Source organism: Pectinatus sottacetonis (assembly GCF_015732155.1).
Classification (GTDB): domain Bacteria; phylum Bacillota; class Negativicutes; order Selenomonadales; family Selenomonadaceae; genus Pectinatus; species Pectinatus sottacetonis.
Genome location: NZ_WIQK01000001.1, coordinates 888061 through 904935 on the forward strand (window position 1 = coordinate 888061; position 16875 = coordinate 904935).

Here is a 16875-nt window from a genome sequence, read left to right on the forward strand (position 1 = left end):
AAAAACAGGAGGAAACAGCATTGCTTATTTATAAATAATTTTTTATATTTAACAGCATCTTTTATTCACTCTTCGTCTGGATTGTTAATTACTCTATTCTTTGTCCTTATGAAATTCGGCAGTAAAAGTGCCAGTACAAAAATACCAATAATTGCAAAAACACCTGCTTGACCAAAATGTACAGAAAGTTCTCCAATTACTATACCTAAAACACCAAAGTCAAAATCTCCAAATGTAGTATTTTGAAATCCTAACGCTCCCAATACAGGAAGTAAAAGTGCCGGAGCAAATGTTATCAAAAGACCATTAGTAAATGCACCCAGAACAGCCCCTCTTTTACCACCAGTTGCATTGCCAAAAATACCCGCAGTAGCACCACAGAAGAAATGCGGCACCAGTCCGGGAATAATTAATACTCCTCCTATCCCGCCAAGTATCAACATGCCCAGCACACCGCCTACAAATGAAGCAACAAAGCCAAGGACAACAGCAGTAGGTGCATACGTAAAAAACACTGCGCAGTCAACTGCCGGAACTGCTGAAGGAATAACTTTAGTTGCTATGCCTTCAAATGCCGGAATAAGGTCTCCTAAAATCATCCGAACACCTGAATAAACAATTGTTACACCGACAGCAAATTTAAGTCCTGATATTATTGCAAATAATATGGGCGACATGCCATCTGATATAGTTGATACATAAGCTGGTCCTGCTGCAATTGCTGAAATCAAGTAGAAAACCATCATTGTCAATCCTGTGGAAACTGTTGTATCACGTAAAAATCCCCATTTTTCTGGTATTTCTATTTTTTCTGTACTATCTTCCGGTGATCCGACTTTAGAACCGACCCATGCTGAAATATAATATGCCAAACTACCAAAATGTCCCATGGCGATGCCATCATGATCAGTTACTTTATTTGTATATTTCTGCCCAATAGCTGGAGAAATAGAACTCCATGCTCCCAACAAAAAACCACCGCAAAGAATAAGCTCTGTCCCTTTCATTCCCGCTGTTCCCAAAACAGCAGACAGTAAACATGCCATAAAGAAACTGTGATGCCCCGTCAAAAATACATATTTGTATTTAGTAAATCTGGCAATCAGCAGATTTACTATAAGTCCTACAACAAGAATCGACATTGTTTCAACGCCCAAAAGTTTTTGTGCCACAGATACTATTGCTTCGTTATTGGGCACGACACCGGTAATATGAAATCCCTTTTGGATCATTTTCCCTAAAGGATCTAAATTACTTACAATAAAATTAGCTCCAGCGCCAAGCATTAAATATCCTAAAATAGGTTTTAACGTTCCTGTCATTATCTTATAAAATGGTTTTCGCAATGCAATTAATCCAACACAGGACACAATTCCTAATAATAATGCCGGCTGCTGTAATACATCGCGCAAAAATTCCAGAATTTCTATCATATGAATTCTCCTATCTTTGTTGTTTAATTTGTATTGCTTTTATAATATCAAGAACATCTTCTCTTATCTTCTTTTTATTAACATAACTTCTAATTGCCACAACACGCTTATTTTCAAACTGTTGTGCCAATTCTTTTATTGTTACTATAAGATCGGGATTTTTGCCTTGTGCTGAATTGAAGTCGCTTGATTCTACTTGTGCATCAATATTTTCTTCTTTACAAATTTCTTCTATTTTCATAGCCAGCATAAGACTACTTCCAATGCCATTGCCGCATACGGTTAATATCTTCATTTGTTTTCTCCTTTACAGGCTTTCTGATGAATATAGTTTATGATAGCATTTTTTTCCATACCACCACGCACCTGTTTTAAAAAAAATTCATCTTCAATAAGTTCCATAAGTTCTGACAAAACATTAATATGTGTATTCTTATCTGTAGCACACAAAAAAACAAGAATATCAACTGGATCATATTCCTTATTGCCAAAAGCAACAGGTTCTTTTAAATGCACTAGTCCTAATCCAATCTTTTTTACGCCAAATTCAGGACGGGCATGTGGCATAGCCAATCCCGGCGCAATCACAATATATTGTCCCATTTTGCGAATATTTTCTATCATAGCTTCAATATATGCTCTGCCCGTATTCCCTGCTTTTACAAACATTTCTCCACCATAACGTACTGCTTCTTCCCAGTTTTTAGCTTTCACATTAACGGCTACAGTAGTTGAATTGAATAATTTTTCAATCATTTCCCGACCACCTTAAAGAAATATTTTCCTCATAAAATTGAAAATCCCAGTTTAGAGGCATCTTCATAAAAACCACATACAGTTTCCAAAGAATATTCACTTAAATCTTTTCCATAATTAACTCTTTTGGTTAAAATATTATTTGGAACTGTTATTATACTGCAACCTGTTTCAACTGCCTCCAGAATATTATAAAATTCACGGCAGCTTGCCCAAAGCAGCTGTATCCTAGGCTTCTTTTTGCAAATGGCACTGGCCTTTTTCATCAGATCTGCCGCATTGACCCCTGTATCAGCAATTCTTCCTGCAAATACCGATACAATATTTTCCGTATTACTATCCAGTGCATCAACCACTTCCTGAACCTGTTTTAAGGTGAAAATGGCTGTAATATTTAAGTGGTACCCCTTTTCTGACAATTTTCTTATCAGCGGAACCGAAGATACCCCCTTAGTATTGGTAACTGGTATCTTTACATATACGTTGGGCGCCAAGCCCGCCAAAACATCTGCCTCCCTCTCCATTTTTTCAAATTTATCGGCAAAGACTTCAAAAGATACAGAACAATCTTTTATCTGCTTCAACACATTCTGGGCGAAAGTTTTATAATCAGAAACTCCCGCTTTTTTCATTAGGGAAGGATTCGTCGTAAATCCTTTAACTACTCCCGTCTTGTAAATTGCTAACATTTCCTTTAAATCTGCCCCATCAGCAAAAATTTTTATTGGCAGTTCTCTTAAATCTTTCATAGTAATCCTCCTTTATTTATTATAATTTCATTATAAAATTAAGAATATTTTGTGTAAACAGTAAATTCTTTCAAAAATCATTCGGCAAAAGTAATTCTAAAACCACAAACAAAACAGCACTATATATGAAATTATTTCATATATAGTGCTGTTGAGATAAATTATAATTTGAATATTACTTTATTTACTGCCCAAGTTAGTTATACTGTTAACTTTCTAATAAAACCATATATGTAAAAATATAATAATTCCTATAAATAAGCTTATTATATAATATATATGTGTAACGGTTATTAACAAATTATTTATTTACTTTTTACGGAAATAATTAATAAGGCTGCCGCTGGAGTAAAAAATTACTTCATGTGCGACAACCCTGTACTTAATTTTTACCTGATGATCCAGAAAGTTTTATATAATCTTTTACTACTGTTATACTATCTTTTTCTGCTACATTTACCATATCAAAAAAATTTATTGTTGGATTTCTAATTATTGATTTTTTTATTGCATTTGCGTTTGCATTCATAAAATCACAACCAACATTAATTTTATTAATACCATACTTTACACACGTTACAATATTTTTTTCTCCAGAACCAGACCCTCCATGGAGTACTAATGGCATTTTTGTTAAGTTTTTTATTTTCTTTAGTCTTTCAAAGTCAAAACCAGGAATTACTCCATCAGGATATATTCCATGCGAAGATCCTATAGATATAGCCAACGCATCAACATTTGTTTCTTCCAAAAATTTTTTTACCTGATCAACATCAGTATACATAGATTTATTAGTGTATCTTTCTTCTGTCGCTCCGATACAACCGATTTCACCTTCTACGCTCACTCCTTTAGGATGTGCATATTTGACAATTTCTTTAGTCATTTCAATATTATTTTTAAAACTATGGCGGGATGCATCTACCATAACAGATGAAAAACCGTCATCAATTGCTTTTTTCAAATCAATAATTTCCTGCCCATGATCAAAATTTAATGCTACATTTATTTTTGTTCTATAGGCAAGTGTTTTTACTATTGGTGTTATTATTTCACTATCACAATGATGTAAAAGATGATCTTGAAATATATTTATAATTATTGGTGCATATTCTTCTTCCGCTGCTAAAATTACACTTCGCACTGTTTCTAAATTAAAACAATTAATCGCCATTACTGCATAATTTTGCTTATTGGCTTTTTCAAGCATGTTTTTCATTGAAACATACATTGTATTATATCTCCTCTATTATTTAATTTTAATTTCACCCAAATTGATATCTTCTTCCTCGTCTACTATTTTTTCTTCTACAGCATCTTTTTTTAACATCGTAAGTAAAATAGCCGTAACAACAGTTCCAACACCAAGCGCAATTAAAAATCCTATAGGATTATTCATAGCCGGAACTATAAACATTCCTCCAGAAGGTACCCTCGATTCTACTCCCATCAACATAATAAGTGCACCACCCACTGCAGCACCAGTTGAGCAAGAAAAAATAACTCGTAACGGATCTACCGCAGCAATAGGTATAACACCTTCTGTAATCATACATATCCCAAGAGGAAAAGCTATTTTTATATTATCGGCTTCGCCTTTGCTATATCTTTGTCTCCTCATAAGCCACGAAAGAGTTACACCAAAAGGTGGAATCATCGATGCACATATTTTTATCGCTTCCGGTCCATATACCCCTTGTAATAAAAGTCCATCTGCAAACAATGATGCTACTTTATTTACCGGTCCACCGAAATCAAATGCTGCCATAGCTCCCATAATAGCTCCAAATAATGCAGCTGAACCTCCCTGCATACTCTGCAACATCGCTGTTAAAGTAAACGAAACTGCAGCTATAGGTTCTCCAATTACAAAAAACATTACAAAACCAACTATAAGTGATGATAATAGCGGTAATATAAGCATTGGTAATAATGCTTGTGCCCAAACAGGAACTTTAACAACTTTTTTCAAAAAATTTATACACCAGCCAGCTAAATATCCTCCAAGCATACCACCAAAAAATCCTGCACCTATCGCATTAGCAATCATTCCCATTAAAAGTCCAGGAGCTATTCCTGGACGATCTGCAATAGAATATGCTATAGCAGCAGACATAATTGCTGGAATAAGCTGCATACCATAAACTCCTAGAGTCACTGCTGCCTGCCATATAGTATATGGGCTTTTATAGTCTGAAATCAGTGATGGATTATTCCCTAAAATATTTCCTATAGCAATTAATAATCCAGAAGCTACTACTAGCGGAAGCATATAAGAAACACCAGTCATTGCATGTCTCTTTATTTCACTTAATTGTAATTGTTTTATCATTCTAATCCCCCTTTCACTGTCCTAAATCTGATTGAATTTTATTAATAAGCCCTTTAGGTGATTTTATTACGACACTCGTAGGTACTTCTACAATTTTTTTATTTTTAAATCGCTCCATCCCATTTATTTTTATGTCCGCCGCAATTATAACAACATCCGCTGTAGATATTTCATTTAAGGTCAATTTATCCTCTGTCCCAATTGTTCCTTGTGTTTCTATACGGACATTATGGCCTAATGCTTTTCCTGCTTTTATCAATTTTTCTTTGGCAATATACGTATGAGCAATTCCCGATGTACAGGCAGCCACTCCAACAATATTCATGGTCAATCCTCCTTATATAGTCTTATTATATAAATTTATACTATTGATGTAATAAGACTATATTATTTTATCAAAAAATTCAGTTTTTAAAATATTTTACTTTATCCATGTCATTGAACAACGCCATTTTTTCTTCTATAGTATCACGACACATCCGTATACATGATGGATAAATAACATTTGGTTCACGTTCAAATCCTTTTTCCTGTAAATACTTTTCTATGCCTTTCATAAAGCTGTATTTTATATCACTAGATATATTTATCTTACATATACCTCTTTTTACCGATTCAGCTACTTCATTATCTGCATTGCTGGAGCCTCCATGCAACACTAATGGAACATCAGTAATTTTTCTAATTTCTGATAATAAATCGAGTTTTAGTTTTGGCACAAATCCCTTTGGATAAATTCCATGTGCAGTACCTATAGCTATTGCTAAGGCATCAACACCTGTTTTTTCAACGAATGTTTTTACATCTGCCGGATCAGTGTATATTATTTTAGTAGTTCCCCCTTCTATAGAATTGCCGGTCTGTCCTATAGTCCCTAATTCACCTTCAACTGATACCCCTATAGAATGTGCAATATCTACAACTTTTTTTGTCAAAGCTGCATTTTCCTGAAAAGATAGCTGTGACCCGTCAATCATAACTGATGTAAATCCTAATTGAATGGCATGAATACATTGTTCATATGTCCCGCCATGATCAAGATGTATCACCATAGGTACTTTAGTATGATTAGCTTCATAAATCACACTGCTGATAAAACTATCTCTTAAAAATTTTAATTCATCAGGATGAATTGCCATAATAACAGGGGCCTGTTTTTCTTCAGCACTTTCCATCATGGCTGTTAATAACTGTCCTGTACCAGCATTAAAAGCAGGTACGGCAAACTTATTTTTTTGTGCTGTTTCTAACATTTCTTTCATTGTAATTAACATAATACAACCTCTTTTTTATTTATTTCATTTCCTGCGAAAGCAGTTTTATGATTTCTCTTTTATCATTAGTTTTTAACAATTCATCTAATGTATTATCATCTGCCAAAGCCATGGCCACCTGGGAAAGTAATTTTAAATGGACTGTCGTTTTATCAACGTTACGAACTGCAAAAAGGATAACTACATGAACCGGTTTCCCATCAGGAGATTCCCATTCTAAATCATTTTTAGTACGTCCAAAGGCTATTGATGTAACTTTTACTGCATCTGATTTTCCATGGGGAATAGCAATGTGATTTCCCAATCCTGTCTGTCCTTCATTTTCTCTTGAATAAACATCTTTTATAAAATCTTTTTTATTTATTACATATTTCTCACGATAAAGGTTTTCTACGAGTTCTTCTAAAGCCTGTTCTTTATTGGCTGCTTTCATATTTAAATCAATCAGACGCTCGTTAAAAACTTCTTCAATATTCTCCATACCAAGTCTCCTGTTTCATTTATTCTCTAATATCCAGCAATATATTTTCTTTATAATATCTGCTGAAAGATTCTTCCTGTTTGACAATAAAACATCAATATTTTTTTTATCATCATCTCCACTGCTAAAATATATTTCCGATTTAACCAGCTGGATATTTTCATAAATAGTCACATATATCTCAGGATTTATTATGCAATCAGCAAGATATACACCCTTATTAATTTTTTTTATATCATTATTGCAAATATCCATAGAATTTTTATTATTATTTTTATCCATATCAGGAAATTGTTTCACAAAAGAACTGCGTAATTTTTGCGCATCTTTTTCATTAAATAATGCACTCACATAAGCAATAGGTATATTTGTAGATATTGACAGTTTTACTGTGGCAATGACTAAATCTATCTGTACACTATCAATAATTTTTTCAAAAGTTTTTGCAGAAGTAACATCTACTATCTGCCATTCTGGAAAATATTTTTTAATACGCTTCTCCAGCAAATGTGATGTCCCTATGCCGCTGGAACAAACAATAATTACTTTTTTCTTATTTATAATTTCTTCAACAGCATTTTGAAAATAAACAGCCAGATATGCTATTTCATCTTCTCTTATAACAGGAAGATCATATTTTATCTGTATTTTCAGCATAATCAGCTTTAACAGGATCATTGCTTCTGGAAACTCTGTGTTTACTTCTTCCAATATTGGGTTTTTTATATAAATTTTATATATCACACGGTTAAGCATAGGGCGAATATGCAACAATAATGCTTTATACAACGTTTGGCTAAATGAAAACCTAAGTGGATATACCTGCAAACTTATTTCAATAATATCTGTAGCGACTGCCTGCACTCGAAAATCATTATCAAAATTATTGCTAATTTCTGTAACACTTGTAATTCCACCTGATGAAGTCAAATAACGATAAATATAAAAAATTTCTGCTTCATTTAACACAACATCAAATTTTTCTTCTATATAGGATTTCATCAATTTTGCCGCTCTATAAAATTTTTCATTGTACGGCGGCCGATAAGAATCAAACTCAGCATATATTGTTTTGTCATGCTGTATACGCCTAATCAATATCAAAATATGCGTAACAAAATTTATATAATAAGGTTCTGTTATTTTATAATTGAGGTAATTTTCTATTTTTTCAATTAATAATTTAACAGTTTCTACTTTTTCTTCCCCAAAATGTTGTTTTAATTCTTTCAATGTATCATAATCGATTCTCGAATATGTTTCCTGCAAATTATTTTCTTTGTTTTTTACGAATTGATTGATTGTTTCCCCCAAGGCACGACGTATATCTGTTTCTGCTCCAGTTAAGCATGTACCTCTAACATCTTTATGCAATTTTAAATTATATCGGGATATTTCATTTTCTATCATTACTAAATCATTTACTATAGAAGTCTTACTAACAAAATATTCATCCGATAATCTTTGTATTGATAATCTTTTTTCTTTGCCTTCCAGTAGTGCAAATAAAATTTTCATTCGCCGTGCTTTTGTTGATAACCCATTATTGTTATCTTTCTTGTCTAATATGGCATTTACTGAATCATTTTGATTTTCTGCTAACCTTATTCCCTTACCGGAAATTCTTTCTATAATGATACCCTGTTCCTGCCAGCAATTAATATCATTACGAATTGTCTTATCAGAACATGACAGCATTTTAGCAAAAAATTTAACTGGCTTAAATTTATTATCAGACAATAAATATTTCAACAATATCTTTTGTCTATCGCTTACTCCTTCCATCTAACCTCCTCCTGTTCTTTCTTCAAGATTATAATACCATCTTCCATTCACTATAAAAATACCAAAACATTGCTACAACCTCCTCCATGAATTAGTATACTATTTTTTCTGTAATTGATATAGAAAAAACTGATATGTCTGTATATTCTAAATTTTATTCTTTTTAAAGATCCATACCATACAAAAAAACTTTTATTGCAATAAAAATCAATATGTAGTATTATATCTGTAAAAGCAGTATATATATTGTTTTTATATTGACAATTGATTAGCAGTCTTTGGGGCAGGGTGTAAATCCCTACCGGCGGTATAGCCCGCGAGCCTTTTGGCAGATTCGGTTTAATTCCGAAGCCGACAGTTATAGTCTGGATGGAAAAAGATTGTGTTATTTTATAATACTTTTAATAAGATTATCACAAAACTCGTTCCGTGCGATTTAAGTCGTTTTTGTTTTGCCCTATTGGCTGTTAAATACATTATGTATTTAACAGCTTTTTTGTTTATATAATATTTTTGCGGAGGTCTTTATATGAATCGCGATGAAAAATATATGCAGGCAGCTATCCAGCTTGCCCAAAATGCTCTTGGCAGAACCAGCCCAAATCCTATGGTAGGTGCTGTTATTGTAAAAGACGGGCGCATCGTTGGCTGCGGCTGGCATAAAAAGGCCGGCACCCCGCATGCTGAAATCCACGCTTTAAACGCGGCTGGAAATCTGGCAAAAGGTGCTACCATCTATGTAAGTCTTGAACCATGTTCCCACTTTGGCAGAACCCCGCCCTGCTGTGATGCAGTAATAAAAGCCGGTATAAAAAAAGCCGTAGTTGCCATGACCGATACTAACCCCAAAGTTTCTGGACGGGGCATACGAAAAATGCGTGAAGCTGGTCTGGAGGTAGTAACAGGTGTACTTGAAAATGAAGCCAGACAACTAAATGAAGTGTTTTTCAAATGGATAGAAAAAAAACTTCCTTTTATTACTATAAAAACAGCTATGACTCTTGATGGAAAAACAGCCACAGTTACCGGACAATCAAAATGGATAACCAGCGATATTTCACGCCAGTATGGCTATAAACTCCGAGACATAAACGATGCCATAATGGTTGGAATAAATACAATAATTTCTGATGATCCATCGCTAACTACCCATTCTATTGAAGGCGGCAAAAATCCCATTCGCATTATTCTCGACAGTACAGGCCGTATTCCCCTTACTTCTGCTGTTCTAACTGATAATAAAGCCCCGACAATAGTTGCCGTTACCCAAAACGCTCCTGAAGAAAAAATAAATATTTTAAATAACAACGGCATTGATGTTATAAAAACGACTGCTGATGAAAACAACCATGTCAGCATACGGGAACTTTTAACTAAACTGGCCCAAAAAGACATATGCAGTATTCTGGTTGAAGGTGGTGCAACATTAACCGGCAGCCTGATAAAAGAAAAACTAGCTGATAAAGCATATTTTTTCATTGCCCCTAAACTTATAGGCGGCAAAACGGCAAAGTCAGCTATAGAAGGTCCTGGTATTGGTAATTTAACTGATGCCGTACAGTTAAAACGAGCTTCTGCAGAAATTTTACCAGGCAATGATATCCTGATAAAAGGATATCTTACTTAATTTATTAGAGGTGAAAATATGTTTACCGGTATAATTGAAGAAATCGGCCGCATACAGAAAATAGAATTCGGCAGTGCTTCTGCCAGACTGACTATAGCTGCAAAAAAAATACTATCAGATGTTCATATAGGTGATAGTATCGCTGTAAATGGCACCTGCCTGACTGTAACACGCTATGCTGATAATAGCTTTTCAGCAGATGTAATGCCTGAATCTATGCGAAAAACTGCCCTGAATGAATTAAAAATCGGTAGTCCGGTAAATCTGGAGCGAGCGCTGAAAATAGAATCGCGCTTAGGTGGTCATATTGTAAATGGACATATTGACGGAACTGGTACTATCACCAAAAAAACTCCAGAAGATAATGCAGTCATTGTTACTATAGCCGCAGCTCCTGATATACTGCGTTATATCGTGAAAAAAGGGTCTGTGACTATAGATGGCATCAGTCTCACAGTCACCAATGTAACGGATAAAACTTTTTCTGTTTCCCTTATTCCCCATACAGCAGCAATAACTACTATCGGACAGAAAAATAAACATTCACTGGTAAATATTGAAACTGATATTTTAGGCAAATATGTAGAAAAATTGCTTTTGTCCGCTAAAAAGGAAGAGCAATCTACGCCAAGGTTAAGTACAGCTTTTTTACATGAAAATGGTTTTTAGTCCTGAACATAATGCCTCAGCAGGATATCTACCATACCGCATAAATTATAACAAAATATATAAACTAAGCTTTGTAGGCTGACTTACAAAATTTATTATAAGAGGAGCTTTAATATGAATATAAAATTTGATTCTATTGAAAAAGCAATAGAAGATTTTAAAAAAGGAAAAATGGTTCTTGTTGTAGATGATGAGGACAGAGAAAATGAAGGCGACCTTATCGCTCCGGCAGAAAAAGTAACACCAGAAATAATTAATTTTATGGCTATCCACGCCAGAGGATTAGTCTGCATGCCAATGGAGGCTTCTCTAATTGACAAAATGGAACTTAACCAAATGGTTGCTAACAATACTGATAATCACGAAACGGCATTTACTGTTTCTGTAGACCACGTTGATACAACAACTGGTATTTCTGCTTTTGAACGTGCCTTAACTGTACAGAAAATGATGCAGGATGATATAAAACCTTCTGACCTGCGCCGTCCCGGCCATATTTTTCCATTACGTGCAGTTGCAGGCGGTGTTATGCACCGTACTGGACATACGGAAGCCACTGTCGACCTGGCGCGGTTAGCCGGATTAAAGCCAGCCGGACTTTGCTGTGAAATTATGAGTAAAGATGGACATATGGCCCGTACTCCAGAATTATATGAATTTGCCAAAAAAAATGATTTAACTTTTATAACAGTTGCTGATTTAATAAAATATCGCAAACGCACTGAATGTTTTGTCAAAAAAATTGCTGAGGCTGATTTCCCCAGCAAATACGGTATATTTAAAATAGCTGCTTATCAAAGTGAATTAGAAAACAAATGCCATATTGCTATAATAAAAGGCGATGTACGCGGTAAAAAGAATGTATTAGTGCGTGTCCACTCCGAATGTTTAACTGGAGATGTTTTAGGCTCACTGCGCTGCGATTGCGGCGACCAACTGGCAAAAGCACTGCGATATATAGAAAAAGAAGGCCAGGGCGTTGTATTATATATGCGCCAGGAGGGACGCGGTATTGGTCTTGGTAATAAGATTCGTGCCTATGCACTGCAGGATGAAGGCAAAGATACTGTAGAGGCTAATGTTTTATTGGGTTTTGCTCCTGATATGCGGGACTATGGCATTGGTGCCCAAATACTTGCTGATCTTGGCCTTACCAGTATCCGCTTAATGACAAACAACCCAGAAAAAAGAGCCGGTTTAGAAGGCTATGGCTTGAAAATAGTAGAAAGAGTACCTCTAGAAATACCCGCCAATAATTTTGATGCAAAATATCTTGAAACAAAAAAAGAAAAAATGGGACATTTATTGGAAAATATTACTACGGAATAATCAGCAAATAAATAATTATAAAAACAGCCGTCTATATCACATTTAAAATAAAATTATTTACATTGCTTTTCACAAAAATTTAATTATATCTGGAGGATTATCATTATGGCAAAAATCATCGAAGGTCATTTAACAGCCAAAGGTTTAAAATTTGGTATTATAGTAGCTCGTTTCAATGAATTTATTACCAACAAATTATTATCAGGAGCATTAGATACTTTAAACAGACATGACGTAAACCAGGACGATATCACCGTGGCGTGGGTTCCCGGCGCATTTGAAATTCCTATTGTTGCAAAAAAAATGGCCCTTAGCAATAACTATGATGCCGTTATCTGCCTGGGAGCCGTTATCCGCGGATCAACAACCCATTATGATTATGTATGCAATGAAGTATCCAAAGGTGTTGCTGCCGTCGGCCTTTCCACTGGTGTACCAACTATATTTGGTGTAGTTACGACTGAAAATATTGAGCAAGCCGTTGAACGCGCCGGCACAAAAGCAGGCAATAAGGGTTCTGATGCTGCCATGAGTGCCATCGAAATGGCTGATTTGCTCAAAAAGTTATAAGATCAGACAATTTTATAAAATTCAGAGGCTGTCGCACATAGCCATTCTCATCCATAAACATGCACTGATTCATTTTAATCCGTTCGCAAAAGAATCAGAACCGCAAAGCGGTAATGAACTGTACTTTATGAGGTTAATGGCAATTATGCGGCGGCCTCTTTTTGCTGATGGCAGTCATAATAAACTGCGTATGGAATTACTGATTGTCGCTGCAATATAAGGATTATTCATTGTATATATGTGGATTCCATCTACTCCATGTGCCAATAAATCAACTATCTGGTCAACAGCATAGGCAATACCCGCATCACGCAGGGCAACAGGATCTGACTCATATCTTGCTATTACTCTTTGAAATTTTCTTGGTAGCGTAGCACCACAAAGGGTAACCATCCTCTCGATCTGCTTTTTACTTGTCACCGGCATAATACCGGCTTCGATCGGCACATTAATGTTCATGCTTTCTGCTCGTTCTATAAAAGAATAAAAATAATTATTGTCAAAGAAAAGCTGCGATATAAGTTGGTTTATTCCTGCATCAACCTTATATTTAAGATTTTTTATATCAGCGGATTTACTTTTGGCTTCAATATGTCCCTCAGGATAACACGCTCCGATTATGTTAAAATCACTATTTTCTTTAACAAAAGCGACCAAATCACTAGCATATTTAAAATCTGTTTTATAAGCAGCCTGTTCACCGCGATCACCACGCAATGCAAGTATATTTTCTATATTGTTAGCCTGAAGTTCATATAATATCTGCTTTACTTCATCCTTAGTAATATTTATGCCTGGTAAATGGGCAACACTTTCTCTTTTATATTTATTTTTAATCAATGATGCTATCTGGACAGTATTTTTCCCACCATTTCCATTTGCACCGCAGGTAACACTTATAAAATCAGGACAAAGTTCATTTAATTGTACTATGATTTTATCTATGGCATCTACTGTCAAACTATCCTTAGGCGGGAAGACCTCAAAAGACAACACTGTCTTATTTTTAAAAACTTCATTTGTATGCATTATATTCTTCCCCTGACATTTTTTACCGCACATACAAGATTTTTTAAACTAGCTTTAGTTTCAGTTACTCCTCTTGTTTTCAATCCGCAGTCGGGATTTATCCAAAGCTTATCTATAGGAATTTTTTTCAACATACCTATAATTTCATTTTCAATTTCTTCTACACTGGGAACACGCGGTGAATGGATATCATAAACACCCGGACCAACTTCTGTCGCAAAATTTGCAGCATTCAAGGCATCTACAACGGTAAAATCCGAACGGGAAGCTTCAAAGGTAATAACATCTGCATCCATATTATCTATATCCTTAATAATATCATTGAATTCACTATAACACATATGTGTATGTATCTGTGTTTCTGCACTTACGCCGCTATGAACAAGCTTGAAAGCCCGAATAGCCCAATCAAGGTATTCACTATGCCAGTCAGCTTTGCGTAAGGGCAGCTTTTCCCGCAGTGCTGCTTCATCAATCTGAATAATCTTAATGCCATTTGCTTCAAGATCAAGTACTTCGTCACGAATAGCCAGCCCTATCTGGAATGCACTTTCCTGTAAAGAAATATCTTCACGTGGGAATGACCAGTTAAGTATGGTTATTGGGCCTGTCAGCATTCCTTTTACCAGTTTTTTAGTACAGCTCTGAGCATAAGTTATATAATCTACGGTAATTGGCTGACGGCGTGATATATCACCCCAGATGACCGGTGGCTTTACACAACGCGTTCCATATGACTGTACCCATGCATTTTCCGTGAAAATATATCCTTCCAGATTTTCTCCAAAGTACTCTACCATATCATTGCGTTCAAATTCGCCGTGAACTAGCACATCAAGTCCTATTTCTTCCTGCAACTGAATACAGTCAGCAATAAATTTCTTGTTTTGTTTTATATATGCTTCCTTATTAATTTGCTTTTTTCTAAAAGCGAATCGGTTATCACGGACTTCTTTAGTCTGAGGAAAAGATCCTATTGTTGTCGTCGGCAGTACAGGCAGATTAAATTCTCTTTTTTGGATTTTTTCTCTTTCACTGCGTACAGGTAATCGTTCAAAATCAGTATCACTTAAATCGGCTATTTTACTTTGTACTTCTTTATTGGGAATATATCTTTGTGTTTTAAACAGTTCTACATTATTTTTATATTCTTCAGTATCTGCAAACACTGTATCCCGCAATATTATTTTTAGTTCCTTCAATTCATGCAGCTTTTCTACCGCAAAAGAAAAATATTTTTTATATGCGTCTATATTATGTTCATTTTCCAATGTAACCGGAACATGGAGTAAAGAACACGATGTATTAAGCACTATATTAGCTGCATATTTTTTTAATTCATCAATGTATCCAATGGTTTTCTTATAATGATTACGCCAAATATTTTTCCCATTTATTATACCGGCAAAAAGTACTTTATCCGCATCAAAACCATTTTTTTCAATAAGTGACAGGCTGTTTTTACCTTCTACAAAATCTATTCCCACTCCGTCAAAAGAAAGCTTCTTTATCGTTTCATAGCAATCCCGAATATCACCAAAATATGTCTGACATAATATTTTTATACCATGTTTTTCTTTTAGAACATCCCTATATATATCAACAAATAAACTAATCTCTTCCACTGTAAGATCAGTAACCAGCACAGGTTCATCAAGCTGTACCCATTCTGGCCCGAGTTGACTGAATTTATCTAATAAATCGATATACGCTTTTTTTATACTGTCAGCGAAATCAATCATTTTTTTCTGTCCGGTAAAGTTGGCCAACTTTAAAAAGGTAAAAGGACCTACAATAACTGGTTTTGTTTTTATTCCCAATGCTTGCGCTTCCCGAAATTCATTAAGCGGTTTTTCTGCTGCCAGTTTTATTTCCGTATCATCGTTAAATTCCGGCACCATATAATGATAATTGGTATTAAACCATTTTTTCATCATCAACGCTTTAACATCACCAGCATCGTTTTGATAACCACGAGCCATTGCAAAATATTCATCTATATCATTGAGTCCCAGCATCTTATATCTTTTTGGCACAACATTAAGCATGACCGCTGTATCGAGCATTCCATCATAAAAAGAAAAATCATTTGATGGAATTATATCAATATCATTGTCTTTCTGTAAAAGCCAATTTTTCTTGCGTATTTGCTTTCCTTCTTCTACTAGTTCATTAAGTGATAACTGTTTTTTCAAATATTTCTCAACCGCAAATTTTAATTCTCTATGTGCACCAATTCGGGGAAAACCAATAATTGACGTCTTCATCATAATCTCCTCTTTTCTTTTATTATGAAAAGTATAACAAAAATAGTTAGTTATAGATAATTGTTTTTACATATAGTCAAGTATAGTTTTTAACTATGTATAAGATAAAAAGTAACTTTTATTTTATAATTATATATTTGGATGCAAAACTTCCCACTATGTTTTTGCCTTATTACCGATCGACTGAAAATATAATTGTTCTCAGTATTCTTATTTTCTATGGTCCTTTTGTCAGCCCTTAGAAGGGCGGGGACCCGCTTCAGCGATGGTGGATTGCATTCCGCCCTCTAACTTTAGGATAAGTACAATACAGGCTACTGAACACATTTTTACAACGAGGTTTTCAGCTATTATCGTTTATTTAGATAAAGCAACGAAATATAAATTATAAATATATGAAATAGTTACTAATTCTCACTAAGAAAAATAATAGATCAACCTTATTTCTTAATACATCACAGGTTATATATTATCTATTGTTATAGCACCATCATAGCAAAACCATGAATATTTTAGTATTGTCAATATCGTAATATAACAAGGTACTGATTTTCGTCTGTTCTATCTATGCAAC

16 protein-coding genes and 1 riboswitch are annotated in these 16875 nt (G+C 34.7%); of the genes, 4 read left to right on the plus strand and 12 right to left on the minus strand.

Annotation, left to right across the window (positions count from 1 at the left end; all coding sequences use genetic code 11):
* Positions 1-65: 65 nt before the first annotated feature.
* The 10 genes from I6760_RS04140 to I6760_RS04185 form a co-directional block, all read right to left on the minus strand.
* Positions 66-1433 (minus strand): PTS ascorbate transporter subunit IIC, encoded by a 1368-nt coding sequence (locus tag I6760_RS04140; protein WP_196593219.1) that lies wholly within the window; start codon positions 1431-1433, stop codon positions 66-68.
* 10 nt (positions 1434-1443) lie between these two features.
* Complete coding sequence (locus I6760_RS04145; RefSeq protein ID WP_196593220.1) at positions 1444-1728, minus strand: PTS sugar transporter subunit IIB; 285 nt, start codon at positions 1726-1728, stop codon at positions 1444-1446.
* On the minus strand, positions 1725-2189 hold the full coding sequence (locus I6760_RS04150) for a PTS sugar transporter subunit IIA (RefSeq protein WP_196593221.1): 465 nt from the start codon (positions 2187-2189) through the stop codon (positions 1725-1727). Before I6760_RS04150 ends, I6760_RS04145 begins: the two co-directional genes overlap by 4 nt.
* A gap of 29 nt (positions 2190-2218) precedes the next feature.
* Entirely contained in the window at positions 2219-2938 is a 720-nt protein-coding gene (locus tag I6760_RS04155) for a transaldolase (protein ID WP_196593222.1), read from the minus strand.
* Positions 2939-3320: 382 nt separating this feature from the next.
* Positions 3321-4169: a class II fructose-bisphosphate aldolase gene (locus I6760_RS04160; RefSeq protein WP_196593223.1), complete on the minus strand. Its 849-nt coding sequence runs from the start codon at positions 4167-4169 to the stop codon at positions 3321-3323.
* Positions 4170-4187: 18 nt separating this feature from the next.
* Positions 4188-5270 (minus strand): PTS fructose transporter subunit IIC, encoded by a 1083-nt coding sequence (locus I6760_RS04165; protein WP_196593224.1) that lies wholly within the window; start codon positions 5268-5270, stop codon positions 4188-4190.
* A 13-nt stretch (positions 5271-5283) separates the two neighbouring features.
* A complete protein-coding gene (locus tag I6760_RS04170) occupies positions 5284-5595 on the minus strand; it encodes a PTS fructose transporter subunit IIB (protein WP_196593225.1) in 312 nt (103 codons plus the stop codon).
* Positions 5596-5674: 79 nt separating this feature from the next.
* Positions 5675-6544 carry a ketose-bisphosphate aldolase gene (locus tag I6760_RS04175; RefSeq protein ID WP_196593226.1) on the minus strand — a complete coding sequence of 290 codons (870 nt, stop codon included), beginning with the start codon at positions 6542-6544 and terminating at the stop codon, positions 5675-5677.
* A gap of 19 nt (positions 6545-6563) precedes the next feature.
* Positions 6564-7025 carry a PTS sugar transporter subunit IIA gene (locus I6760_RS04180; protein WP_196593227.1) on the minus strand — a complete coding sequence of 154 codons (462 nt, stop codon included), beginning with the start codon at positions 7023-7025 and terminating at the stop codon, positions 6564-6566.
* A 15-nt stretch (positions 7026-7040) separates the two neighbouring features.
* Positions 7041-8810 (minus strand): BglG family transcription antiterminator, encoded by a 1770-nt coding sequence (locus tag I6760_RS04185; RefSeq protein WP_196593228.1) that lies wholly within the window; start codon positions 8808-8810, stop codon positions 7041-7043.
* A 270-nt stretch (positions 8811-9080) separates the two neighbouring features.
* Positions 9081-9195, plus strand: a riboswitch (FMN riboswitch).
* A 144-nt stretch (positions 9196-9339) separates the two neighbouring features.
* Between I6760_RS04185 and ribD the strand changes: the two genes are divergently transcribed.
* From ribD to ribH, 4 genes are all read left to right on the plus strand, one after another.
* Complete coding sequence (gene ribD / locus I6760_RS04190) at positions 9340-10437, plus strand: bifunctional diaminohydroxyphosphoribosylaminopyrimidine deaminase/5-amino-6-(5-phosphoribosylamino)uracil reductase RibD (protein ID WP_196593229.1); 1098 nt, start codon at positions 9340-9342, stop codon at positions 10435-10437.
* Between the two features lie 18 nt (positions 10438-10455).
* Complete coding sequence (locus I6760_RS04195; protein WP_196593230.1) at positions 10456-11106, plus strand: riboflavin synthase; 651 nt, start codon at positions 10456-10458, stop codon at positions 11104-11106.
* 114 nt (positions 11107-11220) lie between these two features.
* Positions 11221-12435 (plus strand): bifunctional 3,4-dihydroxy-2-butanone-4-phosphate synthase/GTP cyclohydrolase II, encoded by a 1215-nt coding sequence (locus I6760_RS04200; protein WP_196593231.1) that lies wholly within the window; start codon positions 11221-11223, stop codon positions 12433-12435.
* 105 nt (positions 12436-12540) lie between these two features.
* Complete coding sequence (gene ribH, locus I6760_RS04205; protein ID WP_196593232.1) at positions 12541-13005, plus strand: 6,7-dimethyl-8-ribityllumazine synthase; 465 nt, start codon at positions 12541-12543, stop codon at positions 13003-13005.
* Positions 13006-13179: 174 nt separating this feature from the next.
* Here ribH and metF read toward each other — a convergent pair whose 3' ends face one another.
* A complete protein-coding gene (gene metF / locus I6760_RS04210) occupies positions 13180-14034 on the minus strand; it encodes a methylenetetrahydrofolate reductase [NAD(P)H] (protein WP_196593233.1) in 855 nt (284 codons plus the stop codon).
* Positions 14034-16304: a 5-methyltetrahydropteroyltriglutamate--homocysteine S-methyltransferase gene (metE, locus tag I6760_RS04215; RefSeq protein WP_231036086.1), complete on the minus strand. Its 2271-nt coding sequence runs from the start codon at positions 16302-16304 to the stop codon at positions 14034-14036. The genes metF and metE overlap by 1 nt, the downstream gene beginning before the upstream one ends.
* Between the last annotated feature and the right edge of the window lie 571 nt (positions 16305-16875).